Annotated in this window: 14 protein-coding genes; 10 read left to right on the forward strand and 4 right to left on the reverse strand. The window is 72.1% G+C overall.

The features are described 5' to 3' along the window. Nucleotides 1-15 precede the first annotated feature (15 nt). On the reverse strand, nucleotides 16-2,169 hold the full coding sequence (locus AB0H64_RS04435) for an alpha-1,4-glucan--maltose-1-phosphate maltosyltransferase (protein WP_357620012.1): 2,154 nt from the start codon (nucleotides 2,167-2,169) through the stop codon (nucleotides 16-18). 239 nt (nucleotides 2,170-2,408) lie between these two features. Here AB0H64_RS04435 and glgP point away from each other — a divergent pair, with 239 nt between their 5' ends. Both glgP and AB0H64_RS04445 read left to right on the forward strand, forming a co-directional pair. Next, on the forward strand, nucleotides 2,409-4,991 hold the full coding sequence (glgP, locus tag AB0H64_RS04440) for an alpha-glucan family phosphorylase (protein WP_357620014.1): 2,583 nt from the start codon (nucleotides 2,409-2,411) through the stop codon (nucleotides 4,989-4,991). A 58-nt stretch (nucleotides 4,992-5,049) separates the two neighbouring features. Further along, the gene (locus AB0H64_RS04445; RefSeq protein WP_357620016.1) at nucleotides 5,050-5,946 is read left to right on the forward strand and encodes a MurR/RpiR family transcriptional regulator; all 897 of its coding nucleotides are present in this window, start codon (nucleotides 5,050-5,052) and stop codon (nucleotides 5,944-5,946) included. Here the strand turns inward: AB0H64_RS04445 and AB0H64_RS04450 are convergent. Both AB0H64_RS04450 and AB0H64_RS04455 read right to left on the reverse strand, forming a co-directional pair. Beyond that, nucleotides 5,909-7,840 (reverse strand): peptidoglycan recognition family protein, encoded by a 1,932-nt coding sequence (locus AB0H64_RS04450; protein WP_357620018.1) that lies wholly within the window; start codon nucleotides 7,838-7,840, stop codon nucleotides 5,909-5,911. The two genes, AB0H64_RS04445 and AB0H64_RS04450, sit on opposite strands and share 38 nt — an antisense overlap. 8 nt (nucleotides 7,841-7,848) lie before the next feature. Beyond that, complete coding sequence (locus tag AB0H64_RS04455) at nucleotides 7,849-7,980, reverse strand: hypothetical protein (protein WP_357620020.1); 132 nt, start codon at nucleotides 7,978-7,980, stop codon at nucleotides 7,849-7,851. Between AB0H64_RS04455 and AB0H64_RS04460 the strand changes: the two genes are divergently transcribed. Then, the gene (locus tag AB0H64_RS04460; protein ID WP_357620022.1) at nucleotides 7,979-8,752 is read left to right on the forward strand and encodes an enoyl-CoA hydratase-related protein; all 774 of its coding nucleotides are present in this window, start codon (nucleotides 7,979-7,981) and stop codon (nucleotides 8,750-8,752) included. The genes AB0H64_RS04455 and AB0H64_RS04460 overlap by 2 nt on opposite strands. A 128-nt stretch (nucleotides 8,753-8,880) precedes the next feature. Here the strand turns inward: AB0H64_RS04460 and AB0H64_RS04465 are convergent, their stop codons facing one another. Continuing rightward, nucleotides 8,881-10,248, reverse strand: a complete 1,368-nt coding sequence (locus tag AB0H64_RS04465) for a glycoside hydrolase (protein ID WP_357620024.1) — start codon at nucleotides 10,246-10,248, stop codon at nucleotides 8,881-8,883. A gap of 226 nt (nucleotides 10,249-10,474) precedes the next feature. Here AB0H64_RS04465 and AB0H64_RS04470 point away from each other — a divergent pair, with 226 nt between their 5' ends. The 7 genes from AB0H64_RS04470 to AB0H64_RS04500 all read left to right on the forward strand — a co-directional run bounded on the left by AB0H64_RS04470 (nucleotide 10,475) and on the right by AB0H64_RS04500 (nucleotide 19,605). Next, nucleotides 10,475-10,834: a hypothetical protein gene (locus AB0H64_RS04470; RefSeq protein ID WP_357620026.1), complete on the forward strand. Its 360-nt coding sequence runs from the start codon at nucleotides 10,475-10,477 to the stop codon at nucleotides 10,832-10,834. Then, nucleotides 10,831-12,036, forward strand: coding sequence for a DUF6395 domain-containing protein (locus AB0H64_RS04475; RefSeq protein ID WP_357620028.1), 1,206 nt, complete (start codon nucleotides 10,831-10,833; stop codon nucleotides 12,034-12,036). Before AB0H64_RS04470 ends, AB0H64_RS04475 begins: the two co-directional genes overlap by 4 nt. A gap of 14 nt (nucleotides 12,037-12,050) precedes the next feature. Further along, nucleotides 12,051-12,893: a M55 family metallopeptidase gene (locus AB0H64_RS04480; RefSeq protein ID WP_357620030.1), complete on the forward strand. Its 843-nt coding sequence runs from the start codon at nucleotides 12,051-12,053 to the stop codon at nucleotides 12,891-12,893. 85 nt (nucleotides 12,894-12,978) lie between these two features. Beyond that, a complete protein-coding gene (locus AB0H64_RS04485) occupies nucleotides 12,979-14,562 on the forward strand; it encodes an FAD-dependent oxidoreductase (RefSeq protein ID WP_357620032.1) in 1,584 nt (527 codons plus the stop codon). 57 nt (nucleotides 14,563-14,619) lie between these two features. Next, nucleotides 14,620-15,141 carry a YbaK/EbsC family protein gene (locus tag AB0H64_RS04490; protein WP_357620034.1) on the forward strand — a complete coding sequence of 174 codons (522 nt, stop codon included), beginning with the start codon at nucleotides 14,620-14,622 and terminating at the stop codon, nucleotides 15,139-15,141. A gap of 179 nt (nucleotides 15,142-15,320) precedes the next feature. Next, on the forward strand, nucleotides 15,321-17,741 hold the full coding sequence (locus AB0H64_RS04495) for a protein kinase (RefSeq protein ID WP_357620036.1): 2,421 nt from the start codon (nucleotides 15,321-15,323) through the stop codon (nucleotides 17,739-17,741). A 16-nt stretch (nucleotides 17,742-17,757) separates the two neighbouring features. Then, complete coding sequence (locus AB0H64_RS04500) at nucleotides 17,758-19,605, forward strand: serine/threonine-protein kinase (RefSeq protein ID WP_357620038.1); 1,848 nt, start codon at nucleotides 17,758-17,760, stop codon at nucleotides 19,603-19,605. Nucleotides 19,606-19,636 lie beyond the last annotated feature (31 nt).

The raw sequence follows: 19,636 nt of genomic DNA on the forward strand, positions 1-19,636 counted from the left end.
CCGCTGAATTCTGGTCTACCGTGGCGCGGCTCGAACGGTGAAGATGTGGGCAGGATGGATATGGGGATCGAGGCGGACATAATTCCTCTGTCGCCAACGATACGACTCGCCGGACAGTTCGTCGTCCACCAGGAACTCCGCGTTCCAGTCGAGGCCGAGCGCGGGCATGTCCAGCTCGACCGTCGCCTCGTGGGTGTGGTGCGGATCGAGGTTGACGACGGCCAGGACGACATCGCCCAGCCCGTGCCTTCGTGTGGCGGGGTCGTAGGCGCCCGGGAGCCGCTTGGAGAAGCAGACGGTGTCCGGCTGGTCGACCCGGTGGAACCGTAGGTTACGCAATTCCTGCAGTGCGGGATGGGCTCTTCGGAACAAATTAAGGTGCGTGATGAACGGGGCGAGAGTGCGACCTTCGCGCTCCGCCGCATCCCAATCGCGAGGTCTGTACTGATATTTCTCGCTATTGAGATATTCTTCACTCCCCGGGCGAACTGGAATGTTTTCTCCGAGTTCGTACCCGGAATACACGCCCCAGGTCGGCGAGGTCAGCGCGGCCAGCACGGCCCGGATCTTGAACGCGGGAAGCCCTCCGTGCTGGAGGTACTCATGCAGGATGTCCGGCGTGTTGACGAACAGGTTGGGCCGCAGGAAGTACGACGTGTCCTGGGCCAGCTCCGACAGGTAGGACTCCACGTCCTCCTTGGAGTTCTTCCACGTGAAGTACGTGTACGACTGGTGGAAGCCCACCTTGGCCAGCGTCTGGAGCATCGCCGGCCGGGTGAACGCCTCGGCCAGGAACAGCACGTCCGGGTCGGTCTGGTGGATGTCGGCCAGCAGCCGCTCCCAGAAGCCCACCGGCTTGGTGTGCGGGTTGTCCACCCGGAAGATCCGCACGCCGTGGTTCATCCAGTGCCGGACCACCCGCTTGACCTCGGCGAAGATGCCCTCGGGGTCCTTGTCGAAGTTGATCGGGTAGATGTCCTGGTACTTCTTCGGCGGGTTCTCGGCGTACGCGATCGTGCCGTCGGCGCGGATCGTGAACCACTCCGGATGCTCCTTGACCCACGGGTGGTCGGGGGAGCACTGGAGCGCCAGGTCGAGCGCGACCTCCATGCCCAGCTCGCGGGTGCGGGCGACGAACGCGTCGAAGTCCTCCAGCGTGCCGAGGTCCGGGTGGACCGCGTCGTGCCCGCCCTCCTCCGAGCCGATCGCCCACGGCGAGCCCGGCTCGTCGGGCTCCGGGCTGAGCGAGTTGTTGCGCCCCTTGCGGAACGTCCGGCCGATCGGGTGGATCGGCGGCAGATAGACGACGTCGAAGCCCATCTTGGCGACGGCGGGCAGCCGCTTGGCCGCCGTCAGGAAGTTCCCGGACTGGCTGACGCCGGACTCGTCGGCGACCGCGCCCTCCGACCGCGGGAAGAACTCGTACCACGAGCCGTACAGGGCTCTGCGCCGATCGATCCTGATCTTCCTCGGCCGGGACCGGGTGACCATGTCGCGCAGCGGGTGCGCCTCCAGCAGCGCCGCCGTCTCGGGGAGCTGGGCGATCGCGAGCCGTGCCCGTGGGTCCAGCTCGTCGTCGCGCAGCGTGGACGCGATGGCGAGCAGCGCCGCCCGGTGCCCGCAAGCGCTCGCGCCCGTCCCCTGCTCCCGGGACGTCTCCTTGAGTGATCCCTGCCTGGCCGCCGCGCGCGCGGCGGCCTTGGCCGGGTCGGCCGGGATGTGCCCGTTCCTGGCCTGCGGCGCCGTGCGGCCGCCGGGTGCCGGACAGTCGGCCTGCCGCACGCCGCGGGCGGCCCGCTCGAACAGCCGGGCCCCCTCCTCGCACATCAGATCGGCGTCCAGGCCGCGCGGGATCTTGATCTCCGCGTCGTGCAGCCAGGTCGCGACAGGGTCGCTCCACGCCTCCAGGCGGAAGAGCCACTCGCCCTCGGTGGGCAGGCTCACCTCGACCCCCCACCGGTCGGTGCCGGGGGCCAGCTCGCGCATCGGTCTCAGGCGGTCACGCTGCCCGTCGGGCGCGGTGAACACCACGCCCGCGGCCACGGCATCGTGACCTTCTCGGAACACGGTCGCCGAGACCTGGAAGGTCTCGCCGGCGACCGCCTTGGCGGGCCACTGCCCGCAGTCGACGACGGGGTGGATGTCCGTGATGGGAATTCTTCCGATCATCGCGCATTTCGAGGTTGCGACGGCACACTCGGTACCGCCGGAGGCTTCCGGGGCAAGAACGATCCTTGCATGTAAATTGCGGGCAGCAGTGGATAGACCTCCCGTGTCCCCGGGAGAACTGACAATGGTGGAAGTTGCCCCAATCGCCGCGCTTCATGCTTCTTCCCGGAAGTGGTTTGAACGTCCTTGCTGAGGGTGAGGGACTGAGAGGTCCCTCCTAGCCCATAGGGTGCACAAACGTGAGAGCTATCCGCCGGTTTACCGTACGCACAGTCCTGCCCCGGGAGCTGGCCGCACTCGGCGAGCTGGTCCACAACCTCCGATGGTCGTGGCATCCTGAGACCACAGACCTGTTCGCCGAGGTCGACCCGCGCCTGTGGGAACAGGTGGGCCACGACCCGGTGGCCCTCCTCGGCGCCGTGGACCCCTCCAGGCTTTCCGAGCTGGCGGCCGACCGCCGCTTCCTGCGCCGCCTGGCCGACGCCGCCGACGACCTGCGCGAGTACATGACCGCCCCGCGGTGGTATCAGACGCTGCCCGACGCCGCGCGTGCCATCGCCTACTTCTCCCCCGAGTACGGCATCGCCGCCGCGCTCCCGCAGTACTCAGGCGGGCTCGGGATCCTGGCCGGAGACCACCTCAAGGCCGCCAGCGACCTCGGCGTCCCCATCCTGGCCGTGGGCCTGCTCTATCGGCACGGCTACTTCACCCAGTCGCTGTCGCCCGAGGGCTGGCAGCTCGAGCACTACCCCTCGCTCGACGCGGGCGGCCTGCCGCTGACCCTCCTGAAGGAGGAGGACGGCACCCCCGTCAAGATCCGCGTCGGCCTGCCCGAGGGCCGGGCGCTGCACGCCCAGCTCTGGGTGGCCCAGGTCGGCCGGGTGCCGCTGCTGCTGCTCGACTCCGACGTGGCCGACAACGACAACGCGGCCCGCGACGTCACCGACCGCCTCTACGGCGGCGGCACCGACCACCGGCTCATGCAGGAGCTGCTGCTCGGCGTGGGCGGCGTGCGCGCCATCCGCGCCTACTGCCGCATCACCGGCCACCCGGAGCCCGAGGTGTTCCACACCAACGAGGGCCACGCCGGGTTCCTCGGCCTGGAGCGCATCCGCGAGCTGACCGAGGCGCGGCTGTCGTTCGACGAGGCGCTGGAGGCCGTGCGGGCCGGCACGGTGTTCACCACGCACACGCCCGTCCCCGCGGGCATCGACCGGTTCCCCGTCGAGATGATCGAGCGGCACTTCGGCGGCGACAACGCCTGGCCGACCGTGCCCGTGGAGCGCATCCTCGCCCTGGGCGCCGAGGCCGACCCCGGCCGGTTCAACATGGCGGTCATGGGCATGCGGCTGGCCCAGCGCGTCAACGGCGTGTCGGTGCTGCACGGCGAGGTCAGCCGGGAGATGTTCAAGAGCCTCTGGCCGGGCTTCGACGTGGCCGAGGTGCCGATCGGCTCGATCACCAACGGCGTCCACGCCCCCACCTGGGTCGGCCGTGAGCTGATGGAGCTGGCCGGGCGCGAGCTGCCCTCGCTGATCGAGCGGGCGCGCGGCTGGGAGGGTGTGCAGAAGATCGCCGATGGCGACCTCTGGGACATCCGCGGCGTCCTGCGGCGCCGCCTGGTCGAGGGGGCGCGGGTCCGGCTGCGCCGCTCCTGGCGCGACCGCGGCGCCTCCGACGCCGAGCTCGGCTGGATCGACGACGCGCTCGACCCCGACGTGCTGACGATCGGCTTCGCCCGGCGCGTGCCGTCGTACAAGCGGCTCACGCTCATGCTGCGCGACCCCGAGCGGCTCAAGAGCCTGCTGCTCGACCCGGACAAGCCGGTGCAGATCGTGATCGCCGGCAAGGCCCACCCGGCCGACGAGGGCGGCAAGAAGCTGATCCAGCAGATCGTCAAGTTCGCCGACCAGGCCGAGGTGCGGCACCGGATCGTGTTCCTGCCCGACTACGACATGGCGCTCGGTCAGCTCATGACGCAGGGCTGCGACGTGTGGCTGAACAACCCGCTGCGCCCGCTGGAGGCGTCCGGCACGTCCGGCATGAAGTCGGCCCTGAACGGCGGGCTCAACCTGTCCATCCGCGACGGCTGGTGGGACGAGTGGTACGACGGCACCAACGGCTGGGCGATCCCCACGGCCGACGGCGTCGCCGACACCGACCGGCGTGACGAGCTGGAGGCCGCCGCCCTCTACGACCTGATCGAGCACGAGGTGTCCGACCGGTTCTACGACCGGGCCGCGGACGGGCTGCCGCGCCGCTGGCTGGAGATGGTCAAGCACACGCTGACCTCGCTCGGGCCCAAGGTGCTCGCGGGGCGGATGCTGCGCGACTACGTCGTCGGCCTCTACACGCCGGCGGCCAAGGCGGGCCGCGCGCTGTCGGCCGACTCCGCCGCCGGGGCCCGCGCCTTCGCCGCCTGGCGGCTGCGCGTGGCCAAGGCGTGGCCGGGGGTCCGGGTCGAGCACGTGGAGGGCTCGGGCGTCGGCGACACCCCGGAGGTGGGGGCCGCGCTGGAACTGCGGGCCACGATCGCGCTCGGCGACCTGACCCCGGACGACGTGCTCGTCCAGGCCGCCTACGGCAAGGTCGGGCCGCACGACGAGCTGATCCGCCCGAGCTATCTGGCGCTCACGCCCGTCGACACGGACGACGACGGCCGTGCCCACTACACGGGCGTGGTGCCGCTGGACCGCACGGGACCGTTCGGCTACACGGTCCGGGTGGTGCCCCATCACGCGCTGGCGGCCTCGCCGGCCGAGCTGGGGCTGGTCACCGTGCCCGAGGAGCCGGTCGGGATGACCAACGGCACCCTCCGGTGACGACAGGGTCGCCGTCCGGCCGGGGCGGCGGGCCTTGACGGCGCTGGATAATCGGGATGTGGACGACAGCGGGAACGGCGTGCGAGCCGACACTCTGGTGGCCACGGTCCGCGGCGTGCTCCCCTCGTTGACGCCCGCCGCGCAGACCGTCGCACGCCTCATCCTGGAGGATCCCGCGACGGTGGCGCGGAGCACCATCACCGAGCTGTCCGCCGCCTCCGGCACCAGTGAGGCCACGATCGTGCGCACGGCCAGGCTGCTGGGCTTCGCGGGCTACCCGCAGCTCCGCCTGGCCCTGGCCGCCGCGGCCGCCCAGCCCGACCGGCTGGTGCCCGGCGACCTCGCGCCCGACGATCCGCTGTCGGAGGTCATCGTCAAGGTGGCCAGGGCCGAGTCCGAGGCGATCAACGACACGGTCGCCCAGCTCACCTCCGAGCGGCTCGGCCTGGTCATCGACGCCATCGTGGGGGCGCGCAGGGTCGACGCCTACGGCGTGGGCGCCTCGGGCCTGGTCGCGGCGGACGTCGCGCAGAAGCTGCTGCGCATCGGCCTGTCCAGCCACGCGTTCCAGGACGCCCACCTGGCGCTGACCAGCGCCGTCCTGCTCAAGCCCGGCGACGTGGCGATCGGCATCAGCACGTCGGGCGAGACGCCCGACGTGCTGGAGCCGCTGGGCCGGGCGAAGGAGGCCGGCGCCACCACCGTGGCGATCACCAACAACCCCCGCTCGACCATCGCGGAGCTGGCCGAGCACGTGCTCATCTCGGCCGGGCGCGAGACGGAGTTCCGTCCCGGCGCGCTGGCCAGCCGCATCAGCCAACTCCTCGTCATCGACTGCGTGTTCGTCGGCGTCGCCCAGCGCACGTTCGACTCCTCCCAGGAGGCGTGGAACAGCACCAGGCGCGCCGTTCAGGAGTTCACCCGGAGAACGACACCCGGACGTCGTCAGCCTTGACGAACATGACGCGGTGCCCGAACTGGATCTCCAGGTACTTCGTCTTGCCCTTGACCACGCTGTGCGGCTCCGGCTCGAAGGTGACCGCCCGGTAGTACTCGGTCGCCGCCGGGCCGGCCAGCGTGTACTTCTCGCCGGCCGAGAAGGTGTACTGCAGCGGGGTGACCGCCTGGTACGGGATGTCCGCCGGGTACGCCTCCTTCTCCGGGTAGGCCCTGCCGTACACCGGGACCGTGGCGAGGCCCGGCTTGGGCGTCACCACGAGGCCCATGGAGGGCACGGCGGTCGGCGCGGAGGCGGGGTTGTGGAACCACGCCTTCTGGCCGAGGTACCAGATCGCCGTCCAGTCGCCCTGCCGGTCGGCCACGGCGAAGCGCTGGCCGGTGGTGGCGCGGGCGCTGTGGTCGTACACGCTGTAGAGCGACTCGCCGGTGGGGTGCTTGCCGATGTCCTTGACCAGCGGGGCGTCGGCGCGCGGCTCGGTGCGCAGCCAGACCGTGGAGGCGGGCAGCGGCGGGCAGGCGTTCTCCGGGTTCTTGCGGTCACAGCCGTAGAAGTACGGCTTGTTGGTCGCGAAGTCCGGCTTGATCATGATGGATCCGGACCTGGGGCCGCCGAACTGGTGCAGCGGGGCGCCGATCAGCTCGAAGTAGTGCGCCCAGTCCCAGAACGGGCCCGGGTCCTCGTGCATGCCCTTGACCGTGGTCGGCAGCGTGCCCGGCACGTTGTCGTGGCCGATGATGTGCGCGCGGTCGAGCGGCACGCCGTGGCGCAGCGCGAGGTAGCGCACCAGCTTGGCCGACGAGCGGTACATCGCCTCGGTGTACCAGGTGCTGCCTTCGGCCAGGAAGCCCTCGTGCTCGATGCCGATGGACTTGGCGTTGATGTACCAGTTGCCGGCCTGCCAGCCGACGTCCTTGGTCTTGATCTGCTGGGCGATGTGGCCGTCGCTGGAGCGGACGGAGTAGTGCCAGCTCCCGGGCCACTTCGGGTCCTGGTTGAGCTTGACCGAGGGGCCCCAGTAGCCCTCCATGTCGTGGATGACGATGTAGTCGATCTTCTGGCTGACCGGGCGGTTCGCCAGGTCGTAGTGGCCGTAGTCGTCGTCGGGGAGCTGGGCGTAGGCGGCCGGGATCCACTCGCAGGAGATCGTGGGCGGGCACTCGACGCCGTCGCGGCGCGGCGGGCGCAGGCCGAGCTTCTCCAGCCACTTCTCGACGGCCTCCAGGCCGGGGATCGGCTTGAGGGTGACGCGGTCGCCGCCGTCGGTGACCCGGTCGGCGCCCTCCTTGATGGTCGCGTACACCTCGTCGGCGAAGACCTTGGCGGCCTGCGACTCCTCCGCTCCGGAGTACTTCGCGACCGCGCCGTACCACTCGGCCGGGTCGTCGCTCAGCGGCGCGCCGATCGACTTCTGGTAGTCGGCGAGCAGGGCCGCGCCGCCCCTGATGTTGGCGGCGTCGTCGGCGCGCAGCTTCTCACGGCTCTCGCCGGTGAGCTCGGCGGCCTTCTCGATGGTGCGCAGCGAGGCGGGGATCTCGGCGGGGGCGGGGGTCGTGGTGGGGGCGGCCAGCGGCCGCGTCTCGTCGCCGCGGGGGTCCTCCTCGCCTTCCGCGTGGTGGTTGGAGCCGGCGAAGGAGGCGGCGTCGGTCAGGTGCATCGGGCCGAACCCGGCGTTGTTGCTGGGCTGGCCGGCGTGGGCGTCCCAGCGAGACTCCAGGTAGGAGACGCCGAGCAGGACGCTCTCGGGGACCTTGAACTCCTCGGCGGCGGCGGTGAACGCCTGCTGCCGGTCGTCGGGTTCGGCGGCGTGGGCCGCCGTGGGGATGATCGTTAAGGGAAGGCTCGCTAAGGGAAGGAAGGCGACAGCGGCGATCGCCAGCGCTCTGCGCATGGGCGCTCCTAGACTGCTGGGGGCGGGTGCAGGCACAGCGTCTCAACATTTTCTTTCTTCGGCGAGAGCTTTGCGAAGGTTTTTTTCAGCACTTCACGGCGGCCGATCTTCCGCGGGGCGCTCTTGTAGGGTCGGGTCATGGCTGAGTTCGTACGCGTAGAGGTAGCCGGGCAGACCGCCACCATCAGGCTCGACCGCCCCAAGATGAACGCACTCAACGGCCAGGTGCAGAGGGAGATCGCCGAGGCGGCCCGCGCCGTCGACGCCGACCCCGACGTCCACGCGGTCGTGCTCTACGGCGGCGAGCGCGTCTTCGCCGCCGGCGCCGACATCAAGGAGATGGCCGGCATGTCGTACGCCGACATGGCCGTGCACTCCCGGACGCTGCAGGACTGCTTCACCGCCGTCGCGCGCATCGGCAAGCCCGTCATCGCCGCGATCACCGGCTACGCCCTCGGCGGCGGGTGCGAGCTGGCGCTGTGCGCGGACTTCCGCGTCGCGGGGGAGTCGGCCAAGCTCGGCCAGCCGGAGATCCAGCTCGGCATCATCCCCGGCGCGGGCGGCACGCAGCGGCTGCCGCGCCTGGTCGGGCCGGCGCGGGCCAAGGACCTCATCTTCAGCGGCCGGCACGTGGCGGCCGCCGAGGCCCTCGCGATGGGGCTGGTGGACCGGGTGGTGCCGGACGCGGACGTCCACACGGCGGCGCTGGAGTGGGCGGCCACGTTCGCCGGCGGCCCCACGGTGGCGCTGCGGGCCGCCAAGCAGGCGATCGACCAAGGCCTGGAGACCGACCTGGACACGGGGCTGGAGATCGAGCGCCTCCAGTTCTCCGGCCTGTTCGCCACCGAGGACGCGAGTGCCGGGATGACCGCCTTCGCCGAGAAGACGCGTCCCAAGTTCTCCGGGCGATGACGTCCTTCCGTCACGGCACGGCCGGCCGGCCCCCGGTCGCCGTGCGGGGCTGAGGGCCTCCAGGGACACGGCCGCTGAGCCCGCACGGGCCGGGCGCCGTCACGGCCGCCAGGTCACCGGGGCCGTGGTCACCCGTCGACCACCACCGTGGTGAGGGCCCGTGGGGCCAGGGTCACCGTGCGGTTCCTGACCGGGGACGGGGCCAGGTCGTTGGTCTCGTCCGTGAGGTATGCCGTCGCCCGGCCGGGTACGCCGGTCCACGTGACCGGAGCGGTCCCCGTGTTGAGGACCTCCACCACCCGGGAGCCGTCCGCGTTGCGGAACGCCGAAACTTTCAGCGCCGGGTCGGCGGCGGAGGCGTCCACCCGCACCGCCCCCGGCCGGATGAACCGGCTGTAGGCCGCCAGCGCCCACAGCCGCTTGGACACGTGGTAGGTCTTGGCCGTCTCGTCGATCTGGAGCAGCGCCCGGGTGGCGCCGCGCGAGGCGCCCAGCCAGTAGACGTAGCCGCTGACGTTCCCGAGGGTGAGCGCGTCGTGCACGGCGGAGGCGATGGTCATGCCGTCGTAGCCGCCGCCGTCGTCCCAGCGCTCGTCCCAGGTGCTGCCGTTGGGGTTCCACTCCGACATCCACGTCCGGCGGGCGGTGGGCAGGGGGCCGTCCACGGGGCTGGCGTAGGTGTGGCCGGTGTGGGTCTTCACCCAGCGGCGGGCCTCCGGGTCGGCCTCGACGGCCGCCGTGTACGCCTTGGCCTCCTTCCAGCCGAAGGAGTCGCAGCACACCACGTCCACGCCCTTGGCGACGGGCCCGAGGACCTTGGCGAACTCCGCGGCCTCGGCCGGGGTGAACCGCATGGAGGCGTAGGTGGCGGTGAAGTCCGGCTCGTTGGTGAAGCCGAGGTCGGTGATCCTGATGCCCTCGCGGGCGTAGAAGCGGGTGTACTGCGCCAGGTAGCGGGCGTAGGCGGCGCGCCACTCGGGTTTGAGCGAGCCGCCGTTCTTGTCGTCGCCGTTGGTCTTCATGTAGCCGGGGGCGCTCCAGGCGTCGGCGAAGAACCGGCGCACGCCGTACTCCTTGGCCGCCTTGGCGACCCAGACCTGGCTGTTGTCGTCGCCGTCCCAGACGTAGCGGGGCGGCGCGTCGGGGCCACCCGGGTCCTCGGGCTGGATCGACGCCATCTGGTCGTACGGGCTGCCGGTGGGGGAGGAGCCGATGCCGAGGCGCAGGATGCTCAGTCCGGCCCCCTCGCGGCGGTCGAACCACAGGTCGAGGATCTCCCGCTGCTGGGCCTCGGGCAGGGCGCGGACCAGCTCGTTGCGGCGGAACGCCTGGGAGATGCCGAAGCCGTCGATCGCCTGGTGGCGGACGTGCTCGCGCACCGTGATCGCGGCGGCGGCCGGGGACGGGCCGGTTGATGAGTCGGTGGATGGATCGGCGGATGGGACGTGGACGGCCGGCAGGCCGAGCAGGGTGATCGCGACAACGCCTCGCCACATGACGCCCTCCGAAATTTTCGGAACTGCAACGATATATTTCGCACGCGTCCCGGAAACGTAAGCGCCCGCCGGGCATCCGTCAACACCCCTGTCAGCGCCGGGAGGCCCGAGCTGGGCGGCCTCCCGGCTCCGGCACGCGGGTCCGCGCGGGCGCGAGTAAGAGATGGTGTTGCCATTCGGGCACGGCGCGATGGCGGGTGGTGATTTCCCACTATGGTGACGTTTCATGATGCGCGTCCTGGTCCCCGCGCGGCTCCGTCAGGCCGTGCGCACGTGGTTCGATGCCCGGTACATCTCCATCGCCGACCATCGCCAGGACATCCGGGACGCCCTGTGGGAGGTCCAGACCCTGCGCCGCGAGATGGCGACGCTCCAGGCCGAGGTCGAGCGCCTGCGCAACGCCAGGCCCGCGACGGCGGGGCCGGACCGCGCCAGGCTGGACGAGGCCCGCCGCCTCGCCCAGGACGCCCAGCGCCTGGCGCAGGAGACGGCCAAGGCGATGGACGGCGTGCTGCAGAACGAGGTCCTGGTCTGGCAGGCCATCGACGACCTCAGGTCCCACGCCGGCGCCCAGGAGCGGTCGTGAGGGTCACCTGGTCGGGGGGTCACCTGACCTTCCGCCTGGACCCCGAGGACGAGATCACCGGCCACGCCTCCGACGGTCACCCCGTCAAGCTCGCGATCAACTCCTGCACCGTCTCGGGCGTTCCCGAGGACGCGCACCCCGACCTGTTCGCCGTGGCCGCGTGGACCGTCGCCGCCCCGTGGACGCGCAGGCGGATCACCTTCGACCGGGCCGTGTCGGCCGAGGTCGCCGCCGTGCTGCACGACGGGTGGGGCGTCGAGGCCGGGCCCGTGGGCGCCGAGCCCCGCCGGGCCGGGAGCACGCTCGCGATCTCCTACAGCGGCGGCGCGGACTCCGTGGCCGCGGCCACCGTCTACCCGGATGCCCCCTTCGTCCACTTCCGGCGGGTGCCGCACTCCCGCGTGCCGAACCGGTGGCCCCACTACCGCTCGGACGTCCTCGCCACGCTGGCCAAGGGCACCGGGCGCGATCTCACGATCTTCGAGTCCGACCTGGAGTACACGCTCGCCGAGCCCCGCCCCGGCTACCCCGAGCACCAGGCCGTCGCGGCCGGCGCGCTGCTGTCGGCCGACCGGCTGGACCTCGGCGGCCTCGGCTTCGGGTACGAGATGGGCTCCCGGTGGCTCGGCGGCGGCCGTTACCTGCTGCGCTACACGCCCGACAACGACCTGTGGGCGCCGCACGGCAAGTGGGGGCGGCTGTTCGCCGCGGTGGGCGTCCACATCGTGCTGCCGGTCGGCGGCGTCAGCGAGGCCGTCACCATGCGGCTGGCGCTGGGCTCGGACCTCAAGGACCACGTCCGCTGGTGCCTGCGCGGCACCGACGGCCCCTGCCGAACCTGCGGCAAGTGCCTGTACAAGGAGCTCATCCAGGCCGCCGTCGAGCGGCGGCCCCTCGACACGCCCATCACCGCCGACCGGGCCGTGGCCCGCAAGTGGATGCGCCCGCCGCCCTACGGCGGTCAGGAGATGATCCAGTACGGTCTGGCGCGCGTGCCCGGCATCGAGAACACCGTGTTCGCCAAGGCGCTGGAGTACTTCGACGTCACCGAGGAGTCGACGAGCTGGCTCGACCACTGCTACCCGCCGGCGATCGAGGAGATCCCGCTGGCGTGGCGCGAGCGGGCGGCGGCGTTCATGGCCGCCGAGGTCGGGTTCATGACGGACGACGAGGTGCGCCGGGTGGAGACCTGGGGCTCGTGAAGGAGGAGCGGCGGATGAAGGTGTACCTGTCGGTCGACATGGAGGGCGTCACCGGGCTCACCGACCCCGAGGAGATGCACGCCGGCAAGCGCGGCTACGAGCGCGGGTGCGAGCTGATGACCGCCGACGCCAACGCGGCCGTCGCGGGCGCCTGCGCCGCCGGCGCCACGTCGGTGCTGGTCAACGACGCGCACGGCTCCACCAAGAACCTCCGCATCGACCTGCTCGACCCGCGCGCCACCCTCATCCGTGGCCCCGGCAAGGCGCAGCGGATGGCGCAGGGCCTGGACGGCTCGTACCAGGCGGCGGGCTTCGTCGGCTACCACGCCCGCGCCGGCGTCCAGCACGGCGTGCTCAACCACACGTGGATGGGCAAGGAGATCCAGAACGTCTACCTCAACGGCGAGGTGTGCGGCGAGACCCGGCTGGTGGCCGCGTGCGCCGGGTTCCACGGCGTCCCGGTCGTGCTGGTGACCGGTGACGAGGCCGTCGGTGAGGAGGCGCGCGAGCTGCTCGGCGACGTCGAGACGGTCGCGGTGAAGAAGGGGATCGACAAGTTCTCGGCCGAGTTGCTGCCGCCGGGGGTCGCCCAGTCCCTCATCCGTGACGCCATGAAGCGGGCCCTCACCCGGTTGACGGACTTCACGCCGTACCGGCCGGCTCCGCCGTACACGCTTGGGGTGGAGTGGAACTCCACGGCCATCGCCGCCGCGGTGGGGCTGATCCCGGGGGTGAAGGCGGTGGGGTCGCGGCACGTCGAGTTCACGACGGACGACTTCACGCAGATCATGGCGCTGTTCGGCATCTTCGCCACGATCGGCGGCCAGATCGCCTGCGGCAGCGGCCCCTACGGCTGACACGGCCCGGCCGGAACCGCCGCGACCGACGCGGGGTGTACGGTGCGGAGCGGCCGTCGCCCCGCCGAGGGGGACGGCCTTCTGGATGTCCGGAGACCTGCCTGGAGAGAGGTACGGCGTGGAGGGTGCGGCGCTGACGCGGCGAGGACTGCTCGTCGGCATCGGGGCGGTCGGCGGCGCGGGCGCGATGTACGCCGCCATGGGCGCTCTGGGCCTGGCGCCGTCCGGTCAGGACAAGGCGTTCGCGGCTCCGCGCCCCGGCGACTTCTCCCTCAGCGGCAGGGCCGCGGCCAAGGTGGTGATCCTTGGCGCCGGGATCGCGGGGCTCACCGTGGCGTACGAGCTGGGCAAGGCCGGCTACGACTGCACGCTGCTGGAGGCGCGCGGACGGGCCGGCGGGCGCAACCTCACGCTGCGCGGCGGCGACCGGCTGACCGAGACGGGCGGCGGCTCGCAGGAGGCGAGGTTCGGGGAGGGCGTCTACTTCAACGCCGGCCCCGCCCGCATCGCGCAGTGGATGGTCACGCTCGACTACTGCCGCGAGCTGGGCGTGCCGATCGAGACGTTCGTGAACAGCAACGCCCAGGCGTACGTCCACACGAACGGCGGCACCATGCGGGCCCGCACCGCAAAAGCCGATATGTATGGATATATAGCGGAGCTGCTGGCCAAGGCGACGAACGCCGGAGCCCTCGACCGGCGGATGACCAAGGACGACCAGGAACGCCTGCTGGACTTCCTGCGCAGGTTCGGCGACCTCGGCCCCAAACTCGACTACGAGGGCTCGCCGCGGCGCGGTTACCTGACGTACCCGGCCCTGGACGGCGGAATCCCCGTCGCCGGCCCCGGCGCGCTGCACGACGTCCTCGCCGCCGGCACCGGCCGCGCCATACTCAACGACTTCGGCTACGACCAGGCCACGCCGATGTTCCAGCCGGTCGGCGGCATGGACGCCATCGTCACGCGGCTGACGGAGTCCGTGGGCGCCGACCGGATCAGAACCGGTGCCCGCGTCACGAAGATCACGAACCTGCCCGACGGTGTCGAGGTCACCTGGGACGGCGGCAGCCTCAAGGCCGACTACTGCGTCGCCACCCTGCCGCCCCACCTGCTCGCCCGGGTCCCGCACAACCTGGGCGCGCAGGTCACCGCCGCGCTGAGGACGCCCGTCCCCGTCGCCGCCGGCAAGATCGGCATGGAGTACGGCCGGCGCTGGTGGGAGCTGGAGGACCGCGTCTACGGCGGCATCACCGAGACCGACCTCGACATCACCCACATCTGGTACCCGTCGTACGGCTACCACGCCGAGCGCGGCCTGATCGTCGGCTACTACAACACCGGGCGCGACGCCGAGCTGTACGGAGCCCTCACGCCTGAGGACCGCCGCCGCCGTGCCCTCACCCAGGGCCGCAAGATCCACGGCGACAAGTACGGCAAGGACCTGCTGTCCAGCGTCTCCGTCGCCTGGGAACGCCAGGAGCACATCCAGGGCGGCTGGGTCTACTGGCCGGCCTTTGATTCGTCGTTCACTCTTCTGCAACGTCCCACCGGAAGGGTCTACTTCGCGGGCGACTGGCTCACCCACCTGATCGCCTGGCAGGCGGGCGCCATGGAGTCGGCCCGCGCGGCCGTCACGCAGCTGCACCAGAGGGTGCTGCGCGCGCAGTGACGGCAACGCTGTCACCGGGACCGCGTAGGGTCCTGGGAGAGCGAACAAGGAGATGGGATGACGTTGCACTGGGTGCCCGCGACCGAGCGGACCGATCTGCTGGCCGACCCGGTGGCCCGCGCGGTGCGTGAGCTGGCCGAGGCCGCCGAGGTGGCCGAGATCGACCCCGAGCTGGCCGACACGGCGGCGTTCTGCGAGCGCTACGGCGTCGGCATGGACGAGTCGGCCAACTGCGTCGTCGTCGCGGCCAGGCGCGGCGGCGAGACCCGCTACGCGGCCTGCATGGTGCTGGCCACGATGCGGGTCGACGTCAACGGAGTGGTGCGCAAGCACCTCGACGCCCGCAAGGCGAGCTTCGCGCCGATGGCGGAGGCGGTGGAGCTGACCGGCATGGAGTACGGCGGCATCACGCCGCTGGGCCTGCCGGCCGACTGGCCGATCCTGGTCGACGCGCGCGTGGCCGAGCACCCGAAGGTGGTCATCGGCAGCGGCCTGCGCCGCAGCAAGCTGGCCGTCGCCGGCTCCACCCTGGCCGGGCTGAAGGGCGCGGAGGTGCTCGCCCTCTCGACTGACGCCTAGAACAACACCGAGCAGAACGACACAAAGCAGACGGTCGCCGCGGCCCCCCGAATGTCGTGGCCGATTCGATACCGACGGATCGGAAACCGATGGCCCCGATCCAGACGTTGTACGAGTGGGAATGTGGCCTCATGGTTCATCTCGTGGGCGGGGATTAAGCCGGTATGGTGCTTCATGCCATGAACGATGACCGACTTGGCCCTTACCGGCTGCTCAGGCGGCTCGGTGAAGGCGGAATGGGCGTTGTCCACCTCGCTGTCGACCCCCAGGGCCGGCAGGTGGCGGTCAAGGTCCTGCGGGGCGAGGTCGCCGGCGACGAGGTCGCCAGGCGACGGCTGTCGCGCGAGGTCGAGACCATGCGCCGCGTGCGCAGCAAGTACATCGCCGAGGTCGTCGACGCCGACGTGACCGGTCATCGCCCGTACATCGTCACGCGCTACGTCGCCGGACGCTCGCTGGACGAGATCGTCAAGGACGACGGCCCGCTGGACCTGCCCGCGCTGGTGCGCGTCGCGCACGGCGTGGCGACGGCGCTGGCGGCCGTCCACTCCGTCGGCGTGATCCACCGCGACCTGAAGCCGGGCAACGTGCTCATCCTCGACGGCGAGCCGGTGCTCATCGACTTCGGCATCGCGCAGGCGGTCGACGCGACGCGGCTGACCCAGACCGGCATGTTCATCGGCACGCCCGGCTACCTCGCCCCGGAGATCATCGAGGGGCAGGAGGCGGGGCCGGAGGTCGACGTCCACGCGTGGGCCGGCACGCTGCTGTACGCCAGCACCGGCCGGCCGCCCTTCGGCAAGGGCACGCTGGAGATGGTCTTCTACAACATCACCGCCGGCAAGGCCGAGATCGGCGCCGCGCCGGCCGAGCTCCAGCCGCTGCTCAAGGCCGCCTTCCAGCGCAACCCGGCCAAGCGGCCGAAGGCGACGGAGCTGGCCGAGCAGACCGCGCGCATGCTGCCCCGGACACCGGGCCGGGCGCCCGACGAGATCTCCACCGTGCCGGGGCCCGACCGATCGCCGTTCGACCTGCCGGCGCCGCGGCCCGTCGCGGAGCGGCCGGCGTGGGAGATCTCCACGCCGCCGGTCACGCCCCGGCAGCTCCTCGACGGCCAGGACGTCCGCTTCGGCCGGCCGGGCGGGCCCGGTCCCGGGGTCTCTGGCGTCTCCGGGCAGATGCCGTCGCACCAGGATCTCGCGCAGACGGACCAGCCGTTCGTGTCGCTGCTCCCCGGTCAGGCAGGCGCGCCCGTGGTGGGCGGGCAGACGGCCGGCCAGGCGGGCGGCCCGGCCGCCGGTGGCGACCAGGACGACCCGTGGGCGAGCGACGAGGGCGACCCGTGGCCGACCCGGCGCGTGACGCCCCAGGAGCTGCGCCGCATGCAGCAGGAGGGCGGCTCGCAGCCGTGGCACAACGCGCCGCGGCCCGGCGACGACGCCTTCTCGGCACGCCCTGGCGAGCACGTCCCGCCGTCGCACGACGGCGACCTGCCGACCCGGCGCGTACGCCCCGACACGCCCGACTACGGCCGTCCCAACGTCGACCACGGCCGCCCCAACGCCTCACCCGCGCCCGGCACGGGACCGAACGCCGGCCCCGCGCCGTACCCCGGATCGGGTCCGCACGCCGCCTCGGCGCCGCCCCACGGACCGGCCGTGTCCCACGGATCGGCCCAGTCCCACGGGTCGGTCCCGTATCCCGGATCGGGCCCGCACGCCGGGCCCGCCGCGTTCTCCGGGCCGCACGCCGCGCCCGGCGCCGGTCACCAGGCGGGCCATCAGGGCGGGTACCAGGGCGGGCACCCGGCGGGACATCCGGCCGGGCACGGGTTCGGCATGGGCGGACCGGCCGGACCGTCCGGCCCGGCGCCGGTGTCGCAGCCGCGCCCCGTCCAGCAGCAGCCGCCGCCCTACATCCCCGCGCAGCCCCAGTACCCCCCGGACCCGAGGACCAAGCGGGAGCCGTTCATCCCGGGCGCCGTGCCCGGCCAGGCGCTCCAGCGCTCCCGGGCGTACGGCGTGGCGGGCGCGATGCTGCTCATCATCATGATCGTGCTGGCGGTCATGGCGCCCGTGCTGGTGGCCGTGGTCGTCGTGCCCGTCGCGGTGCTGCTGCGCGCCGCCGACCTGGCCCAGCCCGAGCTGATCGCCCGCCGCTCGACCGGCGCGGCGGCGCTGGACGTGGTCAGGGTGTTCGGGCATCCGCGAGCCCTGGCCAAGTCGGTGGGCATCACGCTCGCCCTCGTGCTTTACGCGCTCATTCTCGGGCTACCGGTTACGCTGCTGCTCACCGTGGTGCTCGGGACGGACCCGTACAACGCGCTGGCCTGGGGGGCGGCGGTCGCCCTCTGGACCCTGTGCGCGGGGCCGGGAGTGGAGGGACCGGGGCGCCAGATGCGCAGGACCCTCGCTTCCCTCGTACCCTCGAGAACAGCGGCGATGGTCGTCGCGGGCGTCCTGTCGGCGGTCGCGGCGCTGTCGCTGGTCCTCGCCTACGGCACGTTCAGGGACGACGCGAGGAGGGCCGTATGGACTCCGGTGAACGTGGGACCTGTGGTGGAGCAGCTCAACGGACTGAAGGGGGACGCGGGGGGATGACGGGGGGAAGACGGCGATGAGCACGGGCAACACCCAGGCGCCAGAGCGGCTCGGCCCCTACCGGGTGGTACGGAAGATCGGCGAAGGCGGCATGGGGGTTGTCCACCTCGGCGTCGACTCCGAGGGCCGCGAGGTCGCCATCAAGGTCCTGCACCCGCACGTGGCGGCCGACCTCAAGGCCCGCGACCGGCTCACCCGTGAGGTCGAGACCATGCGCCGCGTGCGCAGCCCGCACGTGGCCGAGGTGCTCGACGCCGAGCTCGTCGGGGGCCAGCCGTACGTGGTGACCCGCTTCGCGCCGGGCCGCACGCTGGAGGAGACCGTACTCAACGACGGTCCGCTGGCAGCGGGCGAGGTGATCAAGCTCGCCCGCGGGCTCTGCCAGGCGCTCGTGGCCATCCACGCCGCCGACGTGATCCACCGCGACTTCAAGCCGTCCAACGTCATGCTGGTCGACGGTGAGCCGCTGGTCATCGACTTCGGCATCGCCCACCTGGTCAACGCCACCCGGCTGACCCAGACGGGCATGTTCGTCGGCACGCCTGGCTACCTCGCGCCGGAGATCATCCGCGACTCGGAGATCACCCAGGCGGCCGACGTCCACGCGCTGGCCTCGACGGTGTTCTTCGCCGCGACGGGCGCGCCGCCCTTCGGGACCGGCACGTTCGAGGTGGTCTGCTTCAACATCATGGAAGGGCGCGCCCAGCTCGACAAGGCGCCCCCGTGGCTGCGCGGCTGGCTCACCCGCGCCCTCGACGTCGAGCCCACCTCCCGGCCCAGCGCCCAGGAGCTGCTGCGGATGGCCAGGGCGCTCGACCCGTCGGTCACGACGTTCCACGAGACCACGCCGGACGCCGGCCCCGGCGGCACCAAGAAGCTGTCCAGCCGCACCCGGGTCCTCGACTCGCCCGCCGACTCCTACGCCGACCTGCTGCCGCCGGTCGAGTACGGCACGCCGCCGCCCCGGCGGGAGCCGCCCAGGCCGCGGCAGGAGGAGCGCCCGCCGCCCTACGTCCCGGCGCCCATGCCGGCCCGCCCGCCCGCGCCACGGCCGGACCAGCGGGTCGCCGGCTATCCCGGTCAGGCCCCCGGCTATCCGGCCCCCGGATACCGGCCGCCGACGGCGCCCGCGAGCGCGCCCGAGACCCAGGGCAGTCGTCGCCCGGCCACCCCGCCCCCGTACACGCCGCCCGCCGAGCGCAGGCGCTACCTCGTGGCCAGCCAGCTCATCGGCGGGCTGCTGCTGGTCATGCTCGTCGCGCTGACCGTCATGATGCCCGTCGCCGTGGGCGCGGTCGCCATCGCGCTGGCGGTGGTGCTGCGGGTGGGCGACTACCTGTTCGGCGACATGGTCAAGCGCCGCCAGATCCGCGGCTCCAGCGCCGCCGACCCGCTGCTCGTGCTCGTGGGCACCCCGTGGGCGCTGGTCAAGGCGGCGCTCGTGTCGCTGGTCCACGTGCCGCTGTCGATCCTGTTCGGTCTCTGCGCGTACGGCGTGCTGCGCTGGGGCGGCGGCATGGGCGTCAACGAGGCCGCCGCGTGGGCGGCCGGCGCCTTCTCGGCGGGCCTGTTCATGCTGCCGGGCGGCGGACCGCCCCGCCGGGCCGTCACCCGCGCGGTCACCGGCATGCTCCGCAGCCCCGGAGCCGCCACGGTCGCACTGCTGGCGGTGGGCACCCTGACGCTGGTCGTCACGATGTTCGCGCTGGGCCAGGAGACGGTGTGGAGCCCGTGGCGCGCTCCCGAGACCGTGATCAGGGAGCTGACACGCAACGCCCAGGACAGCGCGATGGGGCTTTTCACCGGTCTCGTCGACGACCTCCTGCGAAGGGTGGGATTGGGCTTCCTGTCGCCCTGGTCGTGAGTGTCCCGACGCGCCCCTGAGGGGAAGGAAG

The organism is Nonomuraea sp. NPDC050733 (assembly GCF_040654215.1).
Taxonomy (GTDB): Bacteria; Actinomycetota; Actinomycetes; order Streptosporangiales; family Streptosporangiaceae; genus Nonomuraea.